Annotated in this window: 31 protein-coding genes and 1 pseudogene; 29 read left to right on the forward strand and 3 right to left on the reverse strand. The window is 70.3% G+C overall.

The genetic code is table 11. The annotated features are described in order from the left end of the window. Positions 1–85: 85 nt before the first annotated feature. The 9 genes from G5V59_RS24195 to G5V59_RS24235 all read left to right on the forward strand — a co-directional run bounded on the left by G5V59_RS24195 (position 86) and on the right by G5V59_RS24235 (position 5,982). The gene (locus tag G5V59_RS24195) at positions 86–934 is read left to right on the forward strand and encodes a TadE/TadG family type IV pilus assembly protein (protein WP_278258161.1); all 849 of its coding nucleotides are present in this window, start codon (positions 86–88) and stop codon (positions 932–934) included. Continuing rightward, the gene (locus tag G5V59_RS24200; RefSeq protein WP_278258162.1) at positions 931–1,473 is read left to right on the forward strand and encodes a hypothetical protein; all 543 of its coding nucleotides are present in this window, start codon (positions 931–933) and stop codon (positions 1,471–1,473) included. Before G5V59_RS24195 ends, G5V59_RS24200 begins: the two co-directional genes overlap by 4 nt. 126 nt (positions 1,474–1,599) lie before the next feature. Further along, the gene (locus G5V59_RS24205) at positions 1,600–1,899 is read left to right on the forward strand and encodes a hypothetical protein (protein WP_278258163.1); all 300 of its coding nucleotides are present in this window, start codon (positions 1,600–1,602) and stop codon (positions 1,897–1,899) included. Between the two features lie 44 nt (positions 1,900–1,943). After that, complete coding sequence (locus G5V59_RS24210) at positions 1,944–2,540, forward strand: hypothetical protein (RefSeq protein WP_278258164.1); 597 nt, start codon at positions 1,944–1,946, stop codon at positions 2,538–2,540. After that, positions 2,422–3,975, forward strand: a complete 1,554-nt coding sequence (locus G5V59_RS24215; RefSeq protein WP_278258165.1) for a hypothetical protein — start codon at positions 2,422–2,424, stop codon at positions 3,973–3,975. The genes G5V59_RS24210 and G5V59_RS24215 overlap by 119 nt, the downstream gene beginning before the upstream one ends. Then, positions 3,933–4,304, forward strand: a complete 372-nt coding sequence (locus tag G5V59_RS24220; RefSeq protein WP_278258166.1) for a hypothetical protein — start codon at positions 3,933–3,935, stop codon at positions 4,302–4,304. The genes G5V59_RS24215 and G5V59_RS24220 overlap by 43 nt, the downstream gene beginning before the upstream one ends. 37 nt (positions 4,305–4,341) lie before the next feature. Then, the gene (locus tag G5V59_RS24225) at positions 4,342–4,524 is read left to right on the forward strand and encodes a hypothetical protein (RefSeq protein ID WP_278258167.1); all 183 of its coding nucleotides are present in this window, start codon (positions 4,342–4,344) and stop codon (positions 4,522–4,524) included. Between the two features lie 177 nt (positions 4,525–4,701). Then, the gene (locus G5V59_RS24230; protein WP_278258168.1) at positions 4,702–5,085 is read left to right on the forward strand and encodes a hypothetical protein; all 384 of its coding nucleotides are present in this window, start codon (positions 4,702–4,704) and stop codon (positions 5,083–5,085) included. 378 nt (positions 5,086–5,463) lie between these two features. After that, positions 5,464–5,982, forward strand: a complete 519-nt coding sequence (locus G5V59_RS24235; protein ID WP_278258169.1) for a hypothetical protein — start codon at positions 5,464–5,466, stop codon at positions 5,980–5,982. A 359-nt stretch (positions 5,983–6,341) separates the two neighbouring features. Here the strand turns inward: G5V59_RS24235 and G5V59_RS24240 are convergent, their stop codons facing one another. Both G5V59_RS24240 and G5V59_RS24245 read right to left on the reverse strand, forming a co-directional pair. Continuing rightward, a complete protein-coding gene (locus G5V59_RS24240) occupies positions 6,342–6,875 on the reverse strand; it encodes a hypothetical protein (RefSeq protein ID WP_278258170.1) in 534 nt (177 codons plus the stop codon). 2,273 nt (positions 6,876–9,148) lie between these two features. Further along, positions 9,149–9,772, reverse strand: a complete 624-nt coding sequence (locus tag G5V59_RS24245) for a hypothetical protein (protein ID WP_278258171.1) — start codon at positions 9,770–9,772, stop codon at positions 9,149–9,151. 491 nt (positions 9,773–10,263) lie between these two features. Between G5V59_RS24245 and G5V59_RS24250 the strand changes: the two genes are divergently transcribed. The 20 genes and pseudogenes from G5V59_RS24250 (at position 10,264) to G5V59_RS24345 (ending at position 19,526) form a co-directional block, all read left to right on the forward strand. Further along, a complete protein-coding gene (locus G5V59_RS24250) occupies positions 10,264–10,707 on the forward strand; it encodes a hypothetical protein (RefSeq protein WP_278258172.1) in 444 nt (147 codons plus the stop codon). Between the two features lie 133 nt (positions 10,708–10,840). Next, on the forward strand, positions 10,841–11,230 hold the full coding sequence (locus tag G5V59_RS24255; protein ID WP_278258173.1) for a hypothetical protein: 390 nt from the start codon (positions 10,841–10,843) through the stop codon (positions 11,228–11,230). 49 nt (positions 11,231–11,279) lie between these two features. Further along, positions 11,280–11,516 (forward strand): hypothetical protein, encoded by a 237-nt coding sequence (locus G5V59_RS24260; protein ID WP_278258174.1) that lies wholly within the window; start codon positions 11,280–11,282, stop codon positions 11,514–11,516. Next, positions 11,513–11,962: a hypothetical protein gene (locus tag G5V59_RS24265; RefSeq protein ID WP_278258175.1), complete on the forward strand. Its 450-nt coding sequence runs from the start codon at positions 11,513–11,515 to the stop codon at positions 11,960–11,962. Before G5V59_RS24260 ends, G5V59_RS24265 begins: the two co-directional genes overlap by 4 nt. Next, complete coding sequence (locus tag G5V59_RS24270; RefSeq protein WP_278258176.1) at positions 11,959–12,243, forward strand: hypothetical protein; 285 nt, start codon at positions 11,959–11,961, stop codon at positions 12,241–12,243. The genes G5V59_RS24265 and G5V59_RS24270 overlap by 4 nt, the downstream gene beginning before the upstream one ends. A 243-nt stretch (positions 12,244–12,486) precedes the next feature. Then, entirely contained in the window at positions 12,487–12,720 is a 234-nt protein-coding gene (locus G5V59_RS24275) for a hypothetical protein (RefSeq protein ID WP_278258177.1), read from the forward strand. Further along, positions 12,720–13,160, forward strand: coding sequence for a hypothetical protein (locus tag G5V59_RS24280; protein ID WP_278258178.1), 441 nt, complete (start codon positions 12,720–12,722; stop codon positions 13,158–13,160). The genes G5V59_RS24275 and G5V59_RS24280 overlap by 1 nt, the downstream gene beginning before the upstream one ends. After that, the gene (locus G5V59_RS24285; RefSeq protein ID WP_278258179.1) at positions 13,157–13,351 is read left to right on the forward strand and encodes a hypothetical protein; all 195 of its coding nucleotides are present in this window, start codon (positions 13,157–13,159) and stop codon (positions 13,349–13,351) included. Before G5V59_RS24280 ends, G5V59_RS24285 begins: the two co-directional genes overlap by 4 nt. Continuing rightward, positions 13,329–13,592: a hypothetical protein gene (locus G5V59_RS24290; RefSeq protein WP_278258180.1), complete on the forward strand. Its 264-nt coding sequence runs from the start codon at positions 13,329–13,331 to the stop codon at positions 13,590–13,592. Before G5V59_RS24285 ends, G5V59_RS24290 begins: the two co-directional genes overlap by 23 nt. A gap of 1 nt (position 13,593) precedes the next feature. After that, a complete protein-coding gene (locus tag G5V59_RS24295) occupies positions 13,594–14,142 on the forward strand; it encodes a hypothetical protein (protein ID WP_278258181.1) in 549 nt (182 codons plus the stop codon). Positions 14,143–14,218: 76 nt separating this feature from the next. Then, positions 14,219–14,371 carry a hypothetical protein gene (locus G5V59_RS24300; protein WP_278258182.1) on the forward strand — a complete coding sequence of 51 codons (153 nt, stop codon included), beginning with the start codon at positions 14,219–14,221 and terminating at the stop codon, positions 14,369–14,371. Beyond that, positions 14,368–14,508, forward strand: coding sequence for a hypothetical protein (locus G5V59_RS24305; RefSeq protein WP_278258183.1), 141 nt, complete (start codon positions 14,368–14,370; stop codon positions 14,506–14,508). Before G5V59_RS24300 ends, G5V59_RS24305 begins: the two co-directional genes overlap by 4 nt. Positions 14,509–14,587: 79 nt before the next feature. After that, positions 14,588–15,235, forward strand: coding sequence for a hypothetical protein (locus G5V59_RS24310; RefSeq protein WP_278258184.1), 648 nt, complete (start codon positions 14,588–14,590; stop codon positions 15,233–15,235). Positions 15,236–15,267: 32 nt separating this feature from the next. After that, positions 15,268–15,837, forward strand: a complete 570-nt coding sequence (locus G5V59_RS24315) for a type IV secretion system protein (RefSeq protein WP_278258185.1) — start codon at positions 15,268–15,270, stop codon at positions 15,835–15,837. Next, a complete protein-coding gene (locus G5V59_RS24320; protein WP_278258186.1) occupies positions 15,807–16,448 on the forward strand; it encodes a hypothetical protein in 642 nt (213 codons plus the stop codon). The genes G5V59_RS24315 and G5V59_RS24320 overlap by 31 nt, the downstream gene beginning before the upstream one ends. A 66-nt stretch (positions 16,449–16,514) precedes the next feature. Then, complete coding sequence (locus G5V59_RS24325; RefSeq protein ID WP_341351024.1) at positions 16,515–17,144, forward strand: SCO6880 family protein; 630 nt, start codon at positions 16,515–16,517, stop codon at positions 17,142–17,144. Next, positions 17,141–17,278, forward strand: a complete 138-nt coding sequence (locus G5V59_RS37630) for a hypothetical protein (protein WP_341351025.1) — start codon at positions 17,141–17,143, stop codon at positions 17,276–17,278. Before G5V59_RS24325 ends, G5V59_RS37630 begins: the two co-directional genes overlap by 4 nt. Continuing rightward, positions 17,275–17,953, forward strand: a pseudogene (locus tag G5V59_RS37635) (SCO6880 family protein). Before G5V59_RS37630 ends, G5V59_RS37635 begins: the two are co-directional and overlap by 4 nt. Positions 17,954–18,024: 71 nt before the next feature. Continuing rightward, positions 18,025–19,011 (forward strand): hypothetical protein, encoded by a 987-nt coding sequence (locus G5V59_RS24340; protein ID WP_278258190.1) that lies wholly within the window; start codon positions 18,025–18,027, stop codon positions 19,009–19,011. 170 nt (positions 19,012–19,181) lie between these two features. Next, positions 19,182–19,526 (forward strand): hypothetical protein, encoded by a 345-nt coding sequence (locus G5V59_RS24345; protein WP_278258191.1) that lies wholly within the window; start codon positions 19,182–19,184, stop codon positions 19,524–19,526. Positions 19,527–19,640: 114 nt separating this feature from the next. Here G5V59_RS24345 and G5V59_RS24350 read toward each other — a convergent pair whose 3' ends face one another. Next, positions 19,641–20,105 carry a YdeI/OmpD-associated family protein gene (locus G5V59_RS24350; protein ID WP_278260034.1) on the reverse strand — a complete coding sequence of 155 codons (465 nt, stop codon included), beginning with the start codon at positions 20,103–20,105 and terminating at the stop codon, positions 19,641–19,643. Positions 20,106–20,121 lie beyond the last annotated feature (16 nt).

Consider the following 20,121-nt stretch of genomic DNA (forward strand, 5'->3'; position numbering starts at 1 on the left):
TTCAGGGGCCAGGAGAACTCACGGCCTTAGGGACATGACCAGGCAGACGAGGCAGAGTGCACGCCGCCGGGACGAGCGCGGATCGGTGGCCATCGAGGCCGCGATCGGCGTCCCGGCCTTCGGCCTTTTCGTGGCGATGATCATTCTCGGCGGCCGCGTGGAGATCGCCAACCAGGCAGTGGACGCAGCCGCCTACGAGGCCGCCCGCGCGGCCTCCATCGAGCGCACCCAGAGCGAGGCGATCAGGCTCCGGCAAGTCCGCGGCCACCAGCAGCCTGAACGACCAGGGCCTGCAATGCGCAACCACCAACATCACGGTCAACGCCGCGGCATTCAACGCCCCGTTGGGAACCACCGGCCAGGTGACCGCCACCGTGACCTGCAAGGTCGACGTCGCAGACCTGGCCATCCCCGGCCTACCCGGCACCCGCACCATCACCGCCACCGCGAGCAGCCCCGTCGACGCCTACCGGGAGCGCCGATGATGAGCCACCGCAAGCGAAGCCTCACGCCGCGGCGCTCGCGCGACGAGCGCGGCTCCATCAGCGTCTGGTTCGCCACTGCGTCCTTCGCGATGATCATCCTCGTCGGGATGGCCGTCGACCTCGGCGGCAAGGTCCACACCCAGCAGCAGGCCCGCAGCGCGGCATCCCAGGCCGCCCGCACCGGCGCCCAGGAGGTCCAGGGCTCGACAGCGGTGCGCGGCGAGGACCTCCGCGTCGACATCAACGCCGCCAAGGCAGCCGCCCTGGACTACCTCCACGCCGCCGGCGTGGAGGGAACCGCGCGCGTCGTCGACGGCGACACCCTGATCGTCACCACCACCGACACCTACACCAGCAAGTTCCTCGGGATCATCGGCCTGGACTCCATGCAGGTCACCGGGGAGGCGTCCGCGCGGCTCATCCGCGCCGAAGGAGGCATCGAGAGATGACTACGCCCACCCATCCCACCCTGGGCCAGCGGCTCACCGGCCTCGCTGCCGCGCTTGCCGTACTCGGCATCGTCCTGGGGCTGCCCGCACTGTTCCTCGCGATCGGCGCCAGCCCGATCCCGGACCAGGCGCCCACCTTGGACGGCATCAAGAACGCGCTCCTGGCACCCGACGACGGCACGCTCGTCCTCGGCCTGTTCAAGGTGATCGGCTGGGTCGCGTGGGCCTTCATGACGCTGAGCCTCATCGTCGAGGTCCTCGCACGCCTCCGCCGGGTCCAGGCGCCCCAGGCTGCCTGGTCTGGGCAAGCCGCAGGCCGCCGCGCGCGGCCTCGTCGGCCTCGCCGCGCTGCTGTTCATCGCCGCCCCCATCGCCGCGCAGGCATCGACGATCAGGCTCGGCCGCCGCCGCACCCGCGACAGTCGGGCACGTCACCGCCGACGCTGACCACGCCGCGCAGCAGGCGCCCGCGCATCAGGACGTCAAGGTCGAGACCAAGCAGGACCGCAAGGCACCCAAGACCGTCGACCACGCCGTGAAGCCGGGGGAGAGCCTGTGGTCGATCGCCGAGGACCACTTCGGCGACGGCGCCCGGTACAAGGAGATCGCCGAGTCTCAACCGTGACCTGCTCGGTGGCCAGCCGAGTTTCCTCGAGCCCGGATGGGTGCTCAAGGCTGCCGGCGCTCGGCGGTGGGGCACCGGCGCACGCCTACACCGTGCAGCCCACCGACACCCTGAGCGAGATCGCCCACGAGCAGAACCGGCGACGCCGACCGGTGGCCCGAGATCTACCAGGCCTCCACCGGCATCGCCCAGCCCGGCGGAGCCCGGCCTGAGCGACCCCGACGTCATCGACGTCGGCTGGAAAGCTCAACATCCCCGGCGCCGAGACGCCCGCCGTCCACGACGACCGGCAGGACCAGCAGCCGCGCGAGACCGAGCCCGAGACCCCGGCCAGCCCTGAGGACCAGCAGCCCGTCGACCCGCCGGTCGAGGAGCAGGCTCCCGGTGGTCCAGGAGCCCCAGGTGCCCGAGACGGCCGCACCCGACGTCGCACCGCCCCAGGCCGAGGAGCCGGCGGCGCCGGCCGCCGACGTCGACCAGGTCGACGACCCAATCGATGATGCTGACGACTCGGTCCTCGACGCGCCTTGGGTCCTCGCCGGTCTGACCGGCGGGGGCGTCCTGCTGTCCGGCGCACTGCTGATGGCCCTACGGTCCCGTCGCCGCGCCGGCTACCGGAACCGCCAGCCCGGCCGCGCGATCGCCGCGCCGCCCCCGGAGCTCGCACCGGTCGAGATGACCCTGAACGCCACCGGCGCTGCCGCCGCGGCCACCGTGGAGTTCGCCGACGAGGCGCTGCGCCGCCTCGCAGCCGCCGTGGGAGCCCAAGGCACCACGATGCCGCCGCTGGCCGCTGTGGAACTCGCACACGGCAAGGCTCACCCTGCACCTGAGCGCGCCGGCCGACGTGCCCGCACCCTGGATGGGCAGCCCCGACCGGACCCACTGGCACGTCAGCACGGACACCGCCGTCGACGAGACTCGGCCCGGACACCGACAACGTCGAGCCGCCCTACCCGCTCCTGGCCACCATCGGGATGAGCGACGCGGGAGAGACCTGGCTGCTCAACTGCGAGGAGCCTGTCCACCCTCACCATCAGCGGAGACCCCACCTACGGCCGAGACTTCGCCCGCCACCTCGCCGCGCAGGCTGGCCGTCAACCCGTGGTCGCGCCGCGTCCAGGTCGACTGCATCGGCGTGGCCGAGGAAGCCGTCGCCATGGACGAGCGGATCGAGCTACTACCCGACCGGTGCAGCCGGCTCACCCGCGACCGCCGAAGCCCTCGCCGCCGCCGTCACCACGGTCGACCGAGCAACGCGGCACGACACCGACGTGTCCACCGCCCGCACCGGCAGCGTCGACGACGACACCTGGCCCGCCCGGATGCTGCTGCTCGACGCAGCCGCCGGCGAGCCCGACGACCTCGAGCAGTTTGCTGCAGGCTGGTCAACGACCACGTCGGGCAGTCCGCCACCTCCATCGTCGTCGCCGGCGAGCGCCCCAACACCCCCGGCGCCGTGCTGCACATGACCAACACCGGCCGCGTCGTCCTCGAGCACGCCGGCCTCAACCTCATCGCCGTCGGCCTGACCAGCGACGAGGCCCGCGGCTGCGCCCTGGTCTACGCACAGAGCGAAGTCGCCGAGGACGTCCCCATGCCGGTCGACGAGACCGCCACCGACGGCTGGGAGGCCTACACCGACGCCTCCGGAGCCCTGCGCCGCGAGTACACCCTGCCGCGCAACACCCCCGCTGACGCCGTCGACGAGCCCCTGTCCTCCCTCCTCGAGGGCGAGGACGAGGACTACATCCGGCAGAGCGCGATCGTCCAGGAGGACCTCGAGACGCTGGCACCCAAGGTGCCCGCCCACGTGCGCGCCGAGGTCGAGCAGAGCGACCCCGACCTCGACCAGGACATCGCCGACTGGTTCTCCACCGACTGTGACCGGCCCCGCCTCACCCTGCTCGGCCCGGTCGCCGCGCGGACCCGCGGCAAGGCGCTGGCCAAGCGCAAGCCGTACTTCACCGAGCTCCTGGCGTTCCTCGCCCTGCACCGCAAGCACGGCGCCACCCGCGAACAGATCCGCGAGGCCTTCTCGATCTCCGACGGCAAGGTGCGCGACTACACCAACATCGTCCGCGACTGGCTGGGCACCAACCCCCGCACCGGAGAGGATCACCTGCCCTACGCCGACAAGGCGCCGGCCGCCAAGGTGACCGGAATCAACGTCTACCAGGTCGACGACGGCCTGCTCGTGGACCTGGACCTCTTCCTCCGCCTGCGCAAGCGCGGCCAGGCACGAGGCGGCGCGGAAGGCGTCGCCGACCTCTGCACCGCCCTCGAGAACCGTCGGAGAGGCCAGGCCGTTCAGCCAGGCTCCGCGAAGAAGGATGGGCATGGCTGGCCAACGAGCCCGACCGCGTCGACCTCATGGCGTCCGGCTGGATCGCCGACGTCGCCCTCATCGTCGTGACCGAGGCCCTCGCCGCCGGCGACCTGGTCAAGGCCCGCTCCGCCGCCTACGTCGCCAACCGGGCCGACCCCGACGGCGAGAGCACCCGCCTGTGCCTGGCGCACGTCATGAAGGCCGAAGGCGACCAGGCTCGAGGCCGACCGGATCCTCCGCGAGGAGATCTGCAACCGGTCCGACGACGGCGACGCGCCCATGGAACTGTCGGAGCGTACGAAGACCATCATCAGTACCCACGGCTGGCTCGCGAGCCTGACTCGGAAGGGAGCAACCAGCACATGACCACCTTCGACCAGGAGGCTCACCGGCCGCTACGTCGCCGCCGGCGGTGACCGGCCCGACCCTGATGCCCACCGCATCGCCCGGGCCGTGTTCGTCCGCGACACCATCCGAGCCATCTACGAGGCCGACAAGCGATTCGGCCTCGACCCGGCCGACAACGGCTCGCTCGCCGGACTCGTCGACGCCGCCGAAGAGCACCTCGAGCACATCGCCAACGACGTCAGCCGATCCGTCGCGACGGCGCCCAACACAGGAGGAGACACCGCATGAGGAAGCACCACTCCGCACTCGGGGGAGTGGCCCTCGCCCTCGCCCTGACCCTGTCGGGCTGCGGCGACGACGACACCGAGCCCAAGGGCCAGGAGACCCCCAGCGACACCCCCTCGCCGACGGCCACCAGCACGCCGACCCCGAAGACCCCAGAGGAGAAGGCGGCAGCGCAGGCTCGTGGCCTACCTCGACGTCCGGGACGACGCCTTCCGTGCGGCCACGATCGAGTTCAAGCGGCTGAACAAGGTGGCCACCGGCCGGGAGTTTCTGAACGTCCAGCAGAACGTATCTGGGATCGAGCGCTCTGGAAGCAAGGTCACCGGGGAGTACGTCCACACCCTCGGTGAGCCGCGCCAACGCGCCGACGACCAGATCCTGATCACGGACTGCGAGGACCGCACCGCGGTGAAGCGGACCAAGGACGGTAAGCCGGTCCCGGAGCAGAAGGACCCGGACGGCAACCCGCTGCGCAACCCGGTGCCGATCGAGTACGAGTTGGTGCTGGACAAGGGCCGCTGGCTCGTCACGAGCTCAAACGTCCTGTGGGACGAGCCGTGCTAGCGCGGGCGCTCGCCACGGTCCTTGCCGCGGCCGCCCTGGTTGTGGTCGGCGCATCTGCGCCCGCATCCGCGGGCGGCGGCGAGAACTGCTGGTACGAGACCGACCCGACGACTGGAGAGGTCAAGGCTCGTCTGCGAAGACACCGGTAACGGAGGGGGCGGTGACAACGACCCTGGCAACGGAGGTTCGTCGACTTGCTCTTACGCAGGGAACGAGATCCCGTGCACCGGGCCAGAGGGGTCGGTCTGGAGCAGCAAGTACAAGTGCTGGATCGGAGCGAGGGGACCGGACGACATGGTCCCGCCCGAGGGCCAGACCAAGGAGGACGGCTGGTGGCACGTCTGCTACTTCCCGCCTCCGGGGTCGTCCTGGGAGTACATGTGGATCGAGAGCGGCGAGGTCGGCATCGACCCGGTCGTCCTCGCCAATCGTGCGATCGCCTCGATGGACCTGGACCCGATCGAGATCGGCATCGTTCCCGAGTCCGGGGCCAACCGCGCCGGCCTGGTCGGCCTGCCGGTCTGGATGTGGGTCGACACCCCGACCGAGGACACGTTCGGTCCGATCACCCGATCCGCGAGCCAGGGGCCGGTCTCGGTCAGCGCGACCGCCAGCGTCTCCAGCATCGTGTGGAACATGGGCGACGGCACCAAGGTGACCTGCACCGGTAAGGGCACCCCGTACGCCGATCACTACGGGAAGCAGCCGTCCCCGAACTGCGGACACCGCTACGCGAAGATGTCGTCGGACCAGCCCGACGGTGCGTACCAGGTCACCGCGACCAGCCACTGGGTGGTCGAGTGGGCCGGCGGTGGCCAGTCCGGAACCATCGAGTTCGATCTGACCACGGAGCCCCTCCCGATCCGGATCGGCGAGGCGCAGGTGCTGACCCAGTGACCACGAAGTAGGCCTATCGGCCACCCGACAGGTCTCCGTCCTCAGAGCAGGACGGGACCTGTTCTCGTTCACCGGCCGGGCTCACCTGGCAGGCGCTGACCGCCGCAGCCTGGACGTGAAAGAGCCCCAGGCGTCTCGGGTCACCTGGGGCTCTGGCGCCTAGTAGAGCACGACCCCGGTCGGCCGCGCAGGAGATCTGCAGATCCGCTGCGCAGGGCCCGGCGAGGCCCCGTACGCCGTCCGCGTCGGCCCCGCTCGATCGCAAATTCGGTGTCGAGATGCAGCGAAGATTGGTGGGTTGACCGCGATAAACTTTGCCCAGATTTCCAACTCAAACAGTGCAGGGATATCTGCTCCAGTCAGCGGTAGGTAGATGCCGCATCGACTTTGAACCACGCGCCATCTCTCGCCACTTGGGCCAGGGGCGGCAGTCCGGGCGCCGGAGTCGTCGGGGCTCGGCGGGCCGCCTCCCGCTCCACGCGGGGAGCCTTGGGTTGACGGGCCTCGAGCAAGTGCTTGAGGCGGGCGTCGCCGACGGTCCCTTCCACTGGGCCGCCCTTGAGCCGGCCGAGCCAGGTCAGGTCCATCGCCGCTCGCACGACGACACGCCGTCGTCGCTCCGTGAGCTCCGCGAGCACGCTCTCCCACTCGCTGAGAAGGTCCGCGACCACCCGCCCAGATGGGATCGCCCAAAGGGCGAGCGCCCACTCGGCGCGGAACAGGTCATCGTGACCATCACCCTCCGTGACCACCGCCAACTGCTCACGCCACCACGAGACGTCCTTGAGGTGTCCGCGGGTCTGGGCGAGAAGGCTCTGCAGGGTGGCTGTGCGGTCCGAACGCAGCCGCTGCCGGCTTGCGCGAGAACCCGTCCCGGTGCGGGGAGGCAGCACCGATAATCGCGATCTCGGAGGCCAGCCAGCAGCGGCCCGCGACGTCGAACAGGGCACTCGCGGCGTCCGACCACGGAAATGTGCTGCCCTTTTGCCCGTGTTTGAAGCGGCGCTGCGATGCGACTTTCGCGAACTCCGGTGCCGTCTTGTGCAGGCGCGCAATAGGCTTCCGGGGCGTCGCCTTACGTACCCCTCGTTTACGTCGTAGAACCCGTTCTCCGTTCGGCTGACGAACGCCATCGGGCGCAGCGCCACCGCAACCTGCGACGGCATGGAGCGGATCGAGGTGACCTCCCGACACTCGCCGTCAAGAACTGCCTGGAGCAACCGCGCTTCGAATTGGCCTCCACTGGTCGGGACTAGTCCGGTATCGAGGACCAGTTGAGCAGGTGACGCCGACTGGATGGGTGCCTCCGGGTCCGGCTCGAGGTTCACCGCGTCGAGGTCGATGGCGACGCCGGCGGCCGCCTCGCACGCGGCCGCGATTTCGAGCCAGGAGTCCTGGGCATGGGTCCCTGCAACGGTCCGCATGTGGGATGTCCACCAGGCTCGCGAAAGGCGATCGCTGGTTGAGGAGGCTCACGAACTGCGCGCGTCCACTTGTGTGCGCCTGGAGCCTCCGGTGCGGCGGCGATCTGGGTTGTCAGCCGGGTCCACGCCGTGTCGGGTCCGTCGCCCTCGGGGAGCTCTGGCAGGCCGGGCAGCGGTCGGATCTCGTTGCGGCCGAGCGCGTCGAGAAGCGTGGCGATCCCTGCGTCGTCGCCTAGGAGCGCGTCGATGACTTCACGCGCCCGCCGCGGGCGGCTCTGGAACACCCCGTCGGTGAGCAGAGTCCACGCCGCGGCGCGGGCCTGCGGGCTGCACCCGTCGCGAAGCTCGTCGATCATGCCGTCGGCTAGAGCCGCGACGTCACGCCCTTCGGCGTTCCCGCCGTAGAACCTGGCCGTGTTGAGCCATTGCGGACGGCGCAGAAGTTCGCGCAACACCCAGGCGTGATCGAAGCCGCGCTGGTCCTCGCCTGCCCAGTGGTACAGGTATCGGGCGGCAAAGTACTCCCGCAGCGATAGGACCTCGAACTCGTAGGTTCCCTCGTTCTTGCTCGTTAACGCCCACAGCCGATCGGTCGCGGCCTCGAACGAACTCGTCGACGACGTCTTGGGGCTTGCCGTAGCAGTGCTGGAAGTGACGCATCGCGGCCTGAAGCTCGGTCACCTTCATCCGGCCCGGAAGGTCCTGCTCCTCGCTGCGGGACTGCAGGTACCAACCGATGAACGGCATGATCTCCTTCAGTCTGTTCGCGGTGCTTCTTCACCGACTCGGGATGCTTGTTCGCCTCGCGTGCCAGCAGCAGGTCGACGTAGTGGTCGTAAAGGTCCGTGCGTTGCGTCGGCGTCGCCGCCCCTCGCTCATGGATGAGGCTCTAGGAGGATGGTCAGGCTGCATTGGGTTGCCGGCGAGTTCGGCGATGTAGGGCTCTTGGCTCTTGGCCTTGAAGGCTCTTCCGCAGGCTCGCGACCGTCCTTGCCCCGGATGTCGCGTACTGCGCACCACTTGCGCAGGTACTCGGCGCGCTGGTCCTCGGTGAGCTCGTTCAGTGAGATGACCTCGAACAGGTCAGCAGCAGGCTCGGGAAGGCTCGTTGTTGCTCGGCCGGGTCGTCACCACGACCTGCACCGGCGTGGGGTAGGCGCGCGCCCGGCGCGTGAACTTGTCGATTGCGTCCACGACCTTTTCACGCATCTTCGGGCTTCCGACCTCATCGAGACCGTCGAGGACCACCACGCTGGGCAAGCGCCTGAACAGGCTCCTGGACGCCGTCGGCATCGACCCGATTCCCGCCCGACGCATAGGTCATCAGGCTCGCCGAGAAAGCACTCAAGAGTCGCGTGGGCCGCCGGCCTGGCCTTGGGACGCTTCGTCCGCTGCGCCGTAGTTTGGCTCGACTCGGACGCGTCTGAGGTGGCGGGATCGAATACGTCGACGCCTTGACGCCAGCGAGTGTATTCGCTCAGGTCCGCCCGCAACGGGAACCGCGGCAGAGCCGGCGTCGGCAGACTTCACGGACTTCAGGCTCGGCCGGAACGAACGCCGCCCGATGGGCCTGGGAGACGTACTGGCTCAGCGTTGACTTTCCCTGTCCCGGTGCGCCACGCACGAGCGTGGCCGAAGCCTTCGTCGCCAGCAGGTAAGCCGCCGCGCCGCCAACGTGTTTCGCCGCGGGCACGGGCTCGGCAGTGATGCCACGCGCCGGCGCGGCGAACACCGCCGGCACCTCAACTTTTCGCAGTCTGTTCGCCGGTGATGTCGATGAACAGGTCGGCGACCCGCTCTCGGTCGACGTCGACCTGGCTGAACTTCACCAGTTCGTCGTCGTCCCACTGGGTCGCCGCAACGTTGCGGACCAGGTCCCGCAGTCCCTGGTCGCGTGAAGTTCCGAAGTGCTCGGTGATCAGGTACCGGACGAGCTCCCAGCCGGCGAGCACGTCCGCGTACGCCCACTTCACCTCATCCGGCGTGGAGTCGAGGAACCCATCCAGGCCCTCGCGCCAGATACACGTCATCGACTCGAAGCCATACTCCTTCTCGTACTGCTTGAACTTGTCGTCGAGCCGGTCGAAGGTCCCCGTTCCGGGTTTCCCGGTGCTCTGCACGTTCGTCACCAGCACGTACCGGCGTACGCCCTCGCGCGCGAGGCGGCGAAGGTTTGCTTCCTCCCCGCGCACAACACCGGCCAGCCACGACACCGCGTCCTTGTGCTGGCCCGTCGACGACCACTTCACCTGGACCACCAGCGTCTTGCCGTCGGCCTCGGAGATGCCGTCCCGGCCTCCGTCAGACTGTCCCAGCGGAAGCGGTCGATACCCCGGGAACGCGTGAGGCATCAGCGCGTTCACCAACAGACTGGAAGTCGTTCGGCGTCAGACGCTCGTACAGGTACTTCTGTCCACTCGCCGGCACAGGGTAGGCCTCCTCCTAACTGGGAGCCACATCCTCACATCTGGGACCGACATCGTGGCGCCCATCGCGCGCGTCCGGCAGCGCTCTCGCCCCCATCCGTTACGTCCAGCCCCTCTAACGATCCACAGTCGAGACCGCTCGGACCCGTCACTCGGCGACTGACGACAATCGGCTCATTGTCGAGCAATGCAGTGCTGAAAGGACCATCAGTCCCGTTCGGAAAAGTTCGCTGTGTCTCGACATCGGGACCGTGCAAGGGGTTGCCGGAAACTTCTTCAACTTTCGGGGGGACGCCCTCTGACCTGCGGAAACGTGCGTCCCCCCTCAGCGTCCCCCCTGCAAACCAGGGGTTTGGGGGGACGGATGCGGGACGCCCGCTCGCGACCTTTCTGCCGTGCACAGCCACGGACGAAAGGAGCGAGCGCGATGAGTGTGGGAGACCAGGCTCGGCCTCGACGACAACAGCGAACTGCTCGACCAGGCCCGCCAGAAGTGGACCGCCTGGGTGGCCGCGGACCCACGGCTTGGCGTCGTCGAGACGTTCGACGACCTACGGGCCTGGCTGCCCTCGGTGGACAGCGCGGCCTCTGACGAGGTCCTCCTCGCGCTGGCCATGCTGGCGGCCCCCGACGGCGGTGACAACATCGCCGCCGCGGCCGCGCTCGCCAAGTGCCTGCTGCCCGGCGCGTGCCGGCTCGCGGGCTGGCTGAGCACCCTGCCGCCCCGCGAGGTCTTCCGCGACAGCCAGCCCGTCGCCTCCGGCTCGAGGTCGGCCGTCGAGCGGATCGACGAGTCTCGTGGCCTCCCAGGCTGTGGATCGAGGTCCGGACCTTCAAGTGGCGTCGACTGCGCAAGGTCGCCGCCAACATCCTGATCAACACCAGGGTTGGTGTCCTCCGCGAAGTCGGGGACTTCTTCCACGTCTCCCGGGCCGACCGCACCTGGGCGAACACCACCCTTGTGGAGTCCTTCTCCTCTGGCGACCTGACCGACGGCGACGCCGGCGCATGGAGCGCGGCCGCGATGCCGACCGAGCGGGTTGCGGGCGCCCTGTTCCACCGTCCCGAGATCCTCGCCGACGCCGGCCCGGAGCAGGAGGAGCCCTCGGCCACCGAGGAGCCTGCTGGAGTTTGCTGGCGTGGGCCTGCGAGAACCAGGTCATCAGCCCGGCCGATCGCTACCTGCTGCTGTGCCTGGTCGACGAGGCCGACCGGGTCGAGACCCGCAACCTCGCCCGCGGCTACGGCGGCCTGCTCAGCAACGAGGTCTCCAGCCGAGTCGCGCCCCGGGTCGGGGTGTCCGAGGCAACCGTCCGTCGCCACGGCTCGCGCAGCATGCGCGCCCTCGCCGCGGCCGCCCCCAGGAAGTTCGGCCATGACGAAGGAGCGCAACCGTGATCGCTCCCACCGCCCCACGACACCTAGGCGCCTGGAGGTGGTGAAGCCCATGACAAACACCCAGGACGACACCCTGGATCGTGGTGGGAGCCGGACGCCGCAGCAGATCGCTGAACTGTTCGCGATCGCCGGCCGCGAGACCGAGGCGATCGAGCAGGCTCACCGGCTGCGTCGCGCAGCCTGCACGAGGTCCAGGCCGCCAAGGCCCAGGCTGGCCAGCCTGACGCCGGCTGAGGTCCGCGCCGCGCTCGAGTTCCGTCGCGGCGGCATCGGGGAAGCCCAATGAGCACCCGAGTCTCAGCACCGGCCTGCAGCCGCCCGGCCCGGCCGGTTGGGGTCGACGAACTCAAGCGCGCATGGGACGCCCTCGCCGCCGGCGAGTTCCGCACCGGCCCCGGCGCCGGCAAGGGACCCCGCGGCCGCGGCACCGCTGCGGCCGACAAGTGGTCACCCGCGGCGGGGGAGCACACCATCGCCGTGATCGGATGCGCCGGCTCGGTCGGGGCCAGCACCATCGCCCTCGCCACCGGCCTGGCCGCGGCCGGCCCGGTTCGGGTCATCGAGTGCTGCTCGGTCACCGCCTCCGGCCTCGCCTCCGCCAGCACCGCCGGTCTCGGCCTGCACCCGACCGACTGGCGTCAGGGCAAGCGCGACCACGTCCTGCTCGAGCGGGCCAGCGAGGTCCTCGCCGGCGTCGACGAGGTCCCCCCTGCCGACCGACGCCGAGCATGAGACCCAGCCTGACCATCCTCGACGTCGGCTGGGAGGCCGGCCAACTGCTGGCCACCGACTGCTGGCTCGCCGAGGCCGTCCGCACCGCCGACCAGGTCGTCCTGGTCACGACCGCCACCGTCCCCGGGATGCGACGCGCCTCGGTCGCGCTCGAGTCTGCTGGCCAACCACTGGCAGCCCGAGCAGATCACCCTCGCCGTGCGCGGCCCGCGCCGCAAGAAGTGGCCCCGGGGTCTCGAGCACGCCGGCGGCCCCGCCGTACGTCGCGCGCTGGTCGCTGACCGGTGCGTGGAGATCCCCGAGGACCGCGAGCTCGCGGTCAACGGCCTGGACTCCCGCCCCGTCCCGACCCCCCTGATCTCGGCAGCACGTCAGCCTGCTTGAGCCCGCACACCTGCTCACCGACACCACCGAAAGCGCCTGACCCGCACCGGGGTCAGCAACCCAGAAGGGAAGTCCACCGATGGACGTCACGACCGCTTTCCTCCCGATGGCCGCCAAGGTCTGCCCGAAGGCGCCTCCCGGTGCCGTCGGGCCCACCAACGAGATCACCAGCCTACGTCCTGTGGGGCGTCATCATCCTGTTCGGTCTCGCGATCGTCATCGCCATCGGCGCGATCATCGCTGGCCGGGTGTTCTCCCTGCCGCACGCCTCCAAGGTCGGCGTGATCTCGGTGGTGGTGGTCTTCGCCTGCGCGATCGCCTACCTGGTTCTGCCCGGCATGCTCGACGGCATCCTCGGCAAGGGCTGCATCTGATGCGGCGCGCGGCCACGAAGAAGGCTGAGGGCACCAGCGAGTGGAGCCGTCGCCGCCTCCTCGGGATTCTGGTGATGGCCGTCGTCGTGGCTGCGCTCCTGATCGGTGGCCTGGTCTACGGGAGTTTACCTCGCCCTCGCCGGTATCGGCGACGACGCGAACGCGGCGGCCCCTGGGGTGGCGACCGGCGAGACCGACCGCTCAACGCAGGCCCGGGGCGCCGCGCACCGCGACGAGATCGCCGCCGAGTCGATGCTGACCGTCCCGGAGAGGGCCGCCTTCCCGGGAGAGACCATCAGCGCCGCGGCGCCCGTCATCAAGATCCCGACCGGCGCCGGCGTGAACGGCCCCGCGTTCGTCAGGACCGGGTTCCCGCAGACCCCCGAGGGTGCGATCGGGCAGGCTCGCCCAGATCGACCTCGCGGTGCTGCAGTCGATGAGCCTGACCACGGCCGAGGAGGTCTACAACGCGTGGGCCCTGCCCGGCGGGGTCCGCGCTGAGGACTGGTGGATCACCGCCAGCGTCCGCGCCTTCCTGACCAGCACCGGCATGGGCGAGGTCAAGGGCCCCAGGCTCCTCGGTCTCCCTCGAGCCGGCCGCCGCGCTCGTGAAGGGCACCGACGGCCCTGACTGGACCACCGTCTGCGTGCTGATGAAGGTCACCGCCTCCTACAAGCAGGAAGCCCAGATCGCCTTCGCCCACTGCGAGCGCATGCAGTGGGTCGGCGGCCGCTGGATGGTCGCGCCCGGCGCGCCCCCGGCCCCCGCTCCCGCGACCTGGCCCGGCACCCAACTGGCACACGAGGCCGGTTGGCGCACCTGGTCGACCGACGCCACTACTGACCCTGACCACATCGAAGGGGACCACTGAGATGAAGAACCTGACGACCGGCAACGACGACTCGCGAGCCACCCTGGTGCGCATCGGCATCCTGGTGGCGATCGCCACCATGGTGGCCACCGTTGTCTGGCTCGGTGCTCGCAGTCGAGCCGACGACGCCGGCGCCTCCGACACGGCCGGCGGGGACAACTCGAGCCAGACGGTCGAGAACACCTCGGTCGAGCAGGTCGCCCCGGACACCGCGCCCGCCGAGGGCGTCGTGATCCCGACCGGCACCGACCAGGTCGACGGCCACCCGACCGGATTCCCGGCCACCGACCTCGGCGCCGTGGCACTCCAGGTCGAGGTGGCCAAGGCCCAGCTCGGGTTCGACTACGACCAGGCCGTCACCGTCGCCGGCCTCTACGCCGACCCCGAGGACAAGGCCACCTTCGAGGAGCGCGCCCGCGCCGCGGTCGAGCCTGCGCCGCAAGCAGGCCGGCGTCCCGAAGGACGGCGACGTGCCTGCCCCCGCGTCGTACGCCCTCACCCCGATCGCCTACACCCTCGAGCAGACTCGACACCGGCTACTACGCGGTGAACCTGCTCAGCCTACGTCACGCTCACCACCGCCGACGGCAAGGTTAACGACAGCCTCTACGCCGGCACCCAGGCTGATGCGCTGGATCGACGGCGACTGGCGCCTGGTCACGGGCAGCGAAGCCGACATCCAGCACCTGGTCTCGGAGGGCCAGCCGCAGGCCGTGGCTCCCGGCACCCCCGAGTTCGAGAAGGCCGGCTGGATCTGGATCAACGGAGCCCCCCAGTGACCACGACCGCTATCGCCACTGCGCCCCGGGCGCTCCGACTGGGCCACCTGGTCAGGGCCGCCCTGGCGATCCTGGTCCTCACCACGCTCCTCGGAGCCTGCGAGCACCCTGCAGCCGCCCGCGGCGGCCGCCGCTGAGCCGGCGACCAACTCGGCCGCCACGACAGCCGAGCTCACCCCGGCCGCCACCAGCGGCCGACTGCCGGCCCGCGGCAACGTGAAGGTGGGCTGCCCCGGCCCCGACGCCCTGTGCGACCTCGGCGGCGACGCACTCGACTGTGCCAGCGACCCGATCGACTGCGGCAAGGACGCCGCCGGCGACGTGAAGGACGGCGCCGGCAACGTCCTGGACGGCGCGGGCAACCTGCTTCCGGACGGTTGCGGCATCCTCGACGCCATCTGCGGCGGCGACCTGCCCGGGTTGCCCGGGCTGCCTGGCGTTCCCGGGCTCCCCGGAATCCCCGGTCTGCCGAACGTCGGCGACGTCTTCGGCGGCGGCATCCCCGGCGTGGGTGACATCCCCAACCCGTTCGAGGCCATCGGCGACGTCATCGCCAAGGCGGCCGCCGACGCCTGGACCGCGGCCATGCTCGCGGTCTGGAACTCCGGCCTGTTCGTGCTGCGCATCGTGCTCACGTTCAGCGAGCCTGTTCTTGACCCCCGACCTGCGGGCCGACGGCCCCGGCAAGGACGTCTACGCCTTCACCCTGTGGCTGGCCCTGGCCCTGGTGGTCATCTTGGCGATGATCCAGGCTCGGCGCCGCGGCCTTCAAGCGCGAAGGCAAGGGACTCGCCCGGGCGCTCATCGGCGCCGGCCAGTTCGTCGTCATCAACGCGTGCTGGTTCGGTTACGCCGTCACCCTGATCGCGGCCTGTGGTGCGATCACGCGGGCGTTGATGAAGTCGCTGCTCAAGGTGCAGACCTGGCCGGACTGGGACCCGCTCGGTGGCCTCGGCGTCGACGACATTACCGACGCCGGCGTGGCCACCGCGCTGGCCTTCCTCGGGATCTTCCTGTGGCTGGCCGCCATCGGCCACCTTCTGGTCTACCTCGCACGGGCGGCCTCGCTCCTGGTGCTCACCGCCACCGGCCCCCTGTCGGCCGCCGGCCTGGTCTCGGACTTCACCCGGTCCTGGTTCTGGAAGAGCCTGCGGTGGCTGCACGCCGCCGCGTTCACCCCGGTCCTGATGATCACGGTGCTCGGCATCGGCGTGCAGTTCGCCAACGGCGTCGCGGCCCACCTGGCCGAGGACACCGCGAAGACCTTCGGCACCGCACTGCCGGCCGTCATGACGATCCTGATCGGCGTCGTCGCGCCCATGGCTCTGTTCAAGCCTTCTGGCCTTCGTCGACCCCGGCACCCCCAGCGGCGCATCGTTCCGTCAGGGCATGGCGATCCAGGGCGGCCTCCAGGGCCTGCTCGGCGGCGGCGCGGGTGGCGGCTTTTCGGCGGCGTCGACCACTGACGCCAACGGACGCTCCTCGGGCGAGCAGAGCGCCGAGTCCTCGACCGGCGACCGGTTCAACAAGTCCACCCAGGGCTTCCTCGGCAGGCTTCGGCGGCGTCGGCCGGGCGGTCGCGGCCGGGCTCGGGGCGATCAACTCCGCCGGCGCGAAGGCGACCTCGCTCATGTCGGACGAGACCAACCAGGCCGGCGTCGGCCAGAGCACCTACGGCCCCGACTTCAGCGGCATGGGTGGCCGGCAGTCCGGCGGTCAGTCCGGCGGCCAGGGCGGGAAGCAGTCGGATTCGCGGGGCGGTGACCAGAACGACGGCGACTCCTCGCTGCCGACCCCACCCACGCCTCCTGCCCCGCCCACCCTGCCGACGCTGCCCGGTGGCGGCGGACCGGGCGGCGGCTCTGGAGGCCAGGGCGGCGGCCCAGGGGGCGGGGGAGCGGGCGCAGGCTCCCAAGACCCCGGCCGCGGGCGGCGGGGGAGCAGCCGGAGGTGCCGGAGGTGCCGGTGCCGCAGCCTGGCGGCATCCCACCGGTGGCGGTGTAGCCCGATGCGCCCCCACCTCGAGCACCGATCGACAGCCACCGACCTCACTGACCAGAAGGGAAGCCGACGATGACCACCTACGCCGACTACCAGCGCGACCGCATCGGCTGGTTCTTCGGCCTCTCCGGAGGCCAGCCTGATGTTCCTGGCGCTGGCCAGCCTGCCGGCGTTCTGGGCGATCAGCCGCGGAGCATGGTTCTCCGCGTTCCTGTTCGCCCTGGTCTGGCTGTTCCTGCTGGCCATCACCGTGATCCCTGTGCGCGGCCGCTCGGCTACCGGCTGGGTGTTCGCCTCGACGATGTACGCCGTCGGAGGCCTGCTCGGCTGGACCTCGTTCCGTGCCAAGGCGACCCAGGGTCGCGCGGAGGACCTCGACACCCCGGACCTGCCCGGGGTGCTGCAGGGCGTTCAGATCCACGACGGCCCGCCGCACGGCTCGCAGTCGCAGCGCGTGGCGATCATCGAGAACCACGCCATGAAGACCTGGGCGGTCACTGCCTCGATCGTCCACTCGGGCATCGGCATGAAGGACGTCGAGGAGCGCGCCCGCTACGGCGAGGCGCTGGCCGGACTGCTCGACGTCGCCGGCCGGACCGAGAAGGTCGACGAGATCCTCTTCATGGTGCGCACCGTCCCCGAGGACGGCGCCGAGCGCGACCTGTGGGTCAACCGGCACCGCCGGCCGAACGCCCCGGTTCGTCGGAGGTCGTCAACAGCGGCCTGGCTCACGGCCTCACTCAGGCGTCGGTGCGCACCGAGACGTTCGTGACGATCGTCGTCCCCGAGACTCGGATCGCGCGCTCGGCCAAGGAGTCCGGCGGCGGCTTCGAGGGCCGCTGCCGTGAGTCTCTACCTGCTCATGGGCGAGATCGAGGCCCAGCCTGCGCGGCCCGATGGGGATGACCACGGTCCGGTGGCTTAGCTCGCCCGAGCTCGCGCTGGCCTGCCGGACTGGGTTCGCCCCCGGCGACCGCGCCGGCATCGTCGAGGCCCTCTCGATGCGCGAGAAGGACCCGAACGTCGACGCAGACGTCCCGTGGGCGATGGCCGGCCCGTCCGGTGCCGACGCGACGGTGCGCCACTACAGCCACGACGCCTGGAACTCGGTCGGCTCGACCATCAAGCCTCCCGACCCGCGGCGTCGCGATGGGCGCCCTGGCGCCGATCCTGACCCCGAGTGAGTCCGGGGAGCGTCGCTCGTTCGTCGTCGCCTACCCGATCGTGTCCCAGTCCAAGGCCGACCGGCAGTCTGGCAACGCTAAGTGGGCCGCCGACCTGGCCGAGGGGATGAACGAGAAGCTCGGCCGCAAGACCCGCGCCAAGCAGCGCGACGAGGCCCACAAGGCCCGGGGCCTGGACGCGAAGCCGGCCCGCGGCAACTCACTGACCCGGCCCTACGGCGTGTGCACCGTCACCGTCCCCAAGACCATGCGGATCACCGAGTTCGGCCGCCGGCTGGACGCCTCGGTCCGGCGCGCCGGGTTCGCGCCGCTGCGCCTCGACCTCGCCCAGGACGTCGGGTTCGCCGCGTCCACCATCCCCCTCGGTACCAGCCTGACCCGGAGCGGAGACGCCTGATGCCCCGGACAATCAACGCAGCCCCCCGCCGCAATCGCCCCCGTCGCAATGGTGCCGATCGAGGCAGGGACATGGCGGCCCTGCTCTCCGACTTCGGGCACGACCTGCCGACGATCCCTGTCCTCGCGCCGGAGGCCAAGGAGCCCCGGCTGTTCCGTTACGCCCCACGCCGCGGTGCCGCCCGCCGCGGCCGCGGCTGGGCCGCCGCCAGCGCTCCGGCACTGGCCTGGCGGATGACCAGCGACCAGGCCCCGGTGTTCTGGCCGTTCGTCTCCGCGCCCGCCCTGCCCCCGACCGGTGCGCAGATGGGTGTCGACCAGGCTCTCCGGCGGCTCGTTCTACTGCGACCCGTTCGGATGGGTGCTGCGCGACGACGTCCCCGCCACCAACCCGAACATCTTCCAGTTCGCCAAGCCGGGCAGTGGGAAGTCGGGAACCACCAAGGGCTTCTGCACCCGGATGATGCCGTTCGGCTACCGCACCCTGGTCACCGGCGACGTCAAGGACGAGTACGAATCGCTGTGCCGCGCGCTCGGCGTCGAGCCGTTCGCGATCGGCCCCGGGATGCCGGCGCGGGTCAACCCGCTGGACATGGGGCCGCTCAGCCACGGTTGGGAGAAGCTCTCGGCCGAGGAGGCGCAGCGGCGCGCCACCATCATCTTCAACCGGTGGCTGGTCCTGGTCCGCGGCCTGGTCGGCAGCATGAAGATCGACGACGAACGGCGGGTGCCGTTCGGCCCCGACGAGTCCGACGTCGTACGCAACGCCCTGGCCATCCTCACCGGCTACGCCGCCGGCAACAGCGTCCTGAAAGAGACCACCATCCCGCGGCTGTGGGACCTGCTGCGCAACCCCACCGAGGAGCCTCGTCCGGGCCTGCGAGTACGCGAACACCCGACAGTTCCTCGACGAGACCCGGCTGCTGCGCAACGCGCTGGGCGAAGCCTGGTCACCGGCACGCTGGCAGGCCTCTTCGACGACTTCACCAACATCGAGGTCGACTGGCGCGCCCCGATCCAGTCGTTCAGCCTCTCCCGACTCGACGGCCTCGGGGATGAGGCCGTGGGCATCGCGCTGCTGTGCATGAACTCCTGGGGTCGCGGGCTGCGGGAGATCGCCGAGCCTGGCGACCTGCGCATCGTCGTGCGCGACGAGGTCTGGAAGCAGATGCGCCTGGGCACCGCCGCGGTGGCCAGCCTTCGACGCCGACCTGCGGCTCTCGCGCGGCATGGCCGGCAAGGGCGGCGACATCCAGTTCTGCAACCTGCACAAGCCCTCGGACCTGCTCTCGGTCGGCGATGCCGACTCCCAGGCCTCGATGATCGCCAAGGACCTCCTCGAGTCGGCCGACATCAAGATCCTCGGCGCCCAGAAGCCCCGCGTCGCCCGCGAGCTCGACTCCATGCTCGGTCTCGGCCCGATCGCCCAAGACCTCGTCTCCGGGTGGGCCATGCAGGACAAGGGTCGCGCGCTGTGGTGCATCGGCGACGCCATGTACAAGGTCCAGACGGTGCTCCACCCGCTGGAGAAGAAGCTCTACTACACCAACGAGGCCATCGAGGCCGCAGGTTAGAAGTTCCGATGAAAATTGACGGTTTTGGCCGGAACCTGAGCATCTTCGAAGCCTGGGGGCGGTCGTACGTGCTCAGGTTCGAGCAACCCGCACCAGCACGATCCTGGCGGTGGGTCAGGGACGTTCCTTGTGGCCGGCTCGGAGCAGTTCGATCATCTCGGCGATGCGTACTGGGCGCTGGTCGGGCCGCCGCTTGGTCGATTCGATCCATCGCAGCCACTGCTTGCGGTAGAACTGCGCGAGTCCGTCGAAGGCGGCGGCCGCGTCTGGCGCGGCATCCAGTGCCTCGGCGATGTCCGTAGCAAGGTCTTCTCGCTGGGGTCCCTCGGGCTCGAGGACGACGTCGACGGTTGCCCCGTCGGTCAACGCGAGGCAGGTCCAGGCGGGGCCCAGGGTCATGACAGGTCCGGCGTCGAGCTTCTCGATGGTGCCGCGCAGGGATCGACCGGCCACCGATCCTGCGACCGGATGACGTGGTTTCGGACCCCACACCTGATCGGGGTCGAACGGGATGTGCACGTGCGTGCGGCCGCGCCGATCCACCGTGACGGTGGCCTGGAAGCGCTGGACCCTGCTCACGGGGTCATCGTGGCAC

It is taken from the genome of Nocardioides convexus (assembly GCF_011090295.1).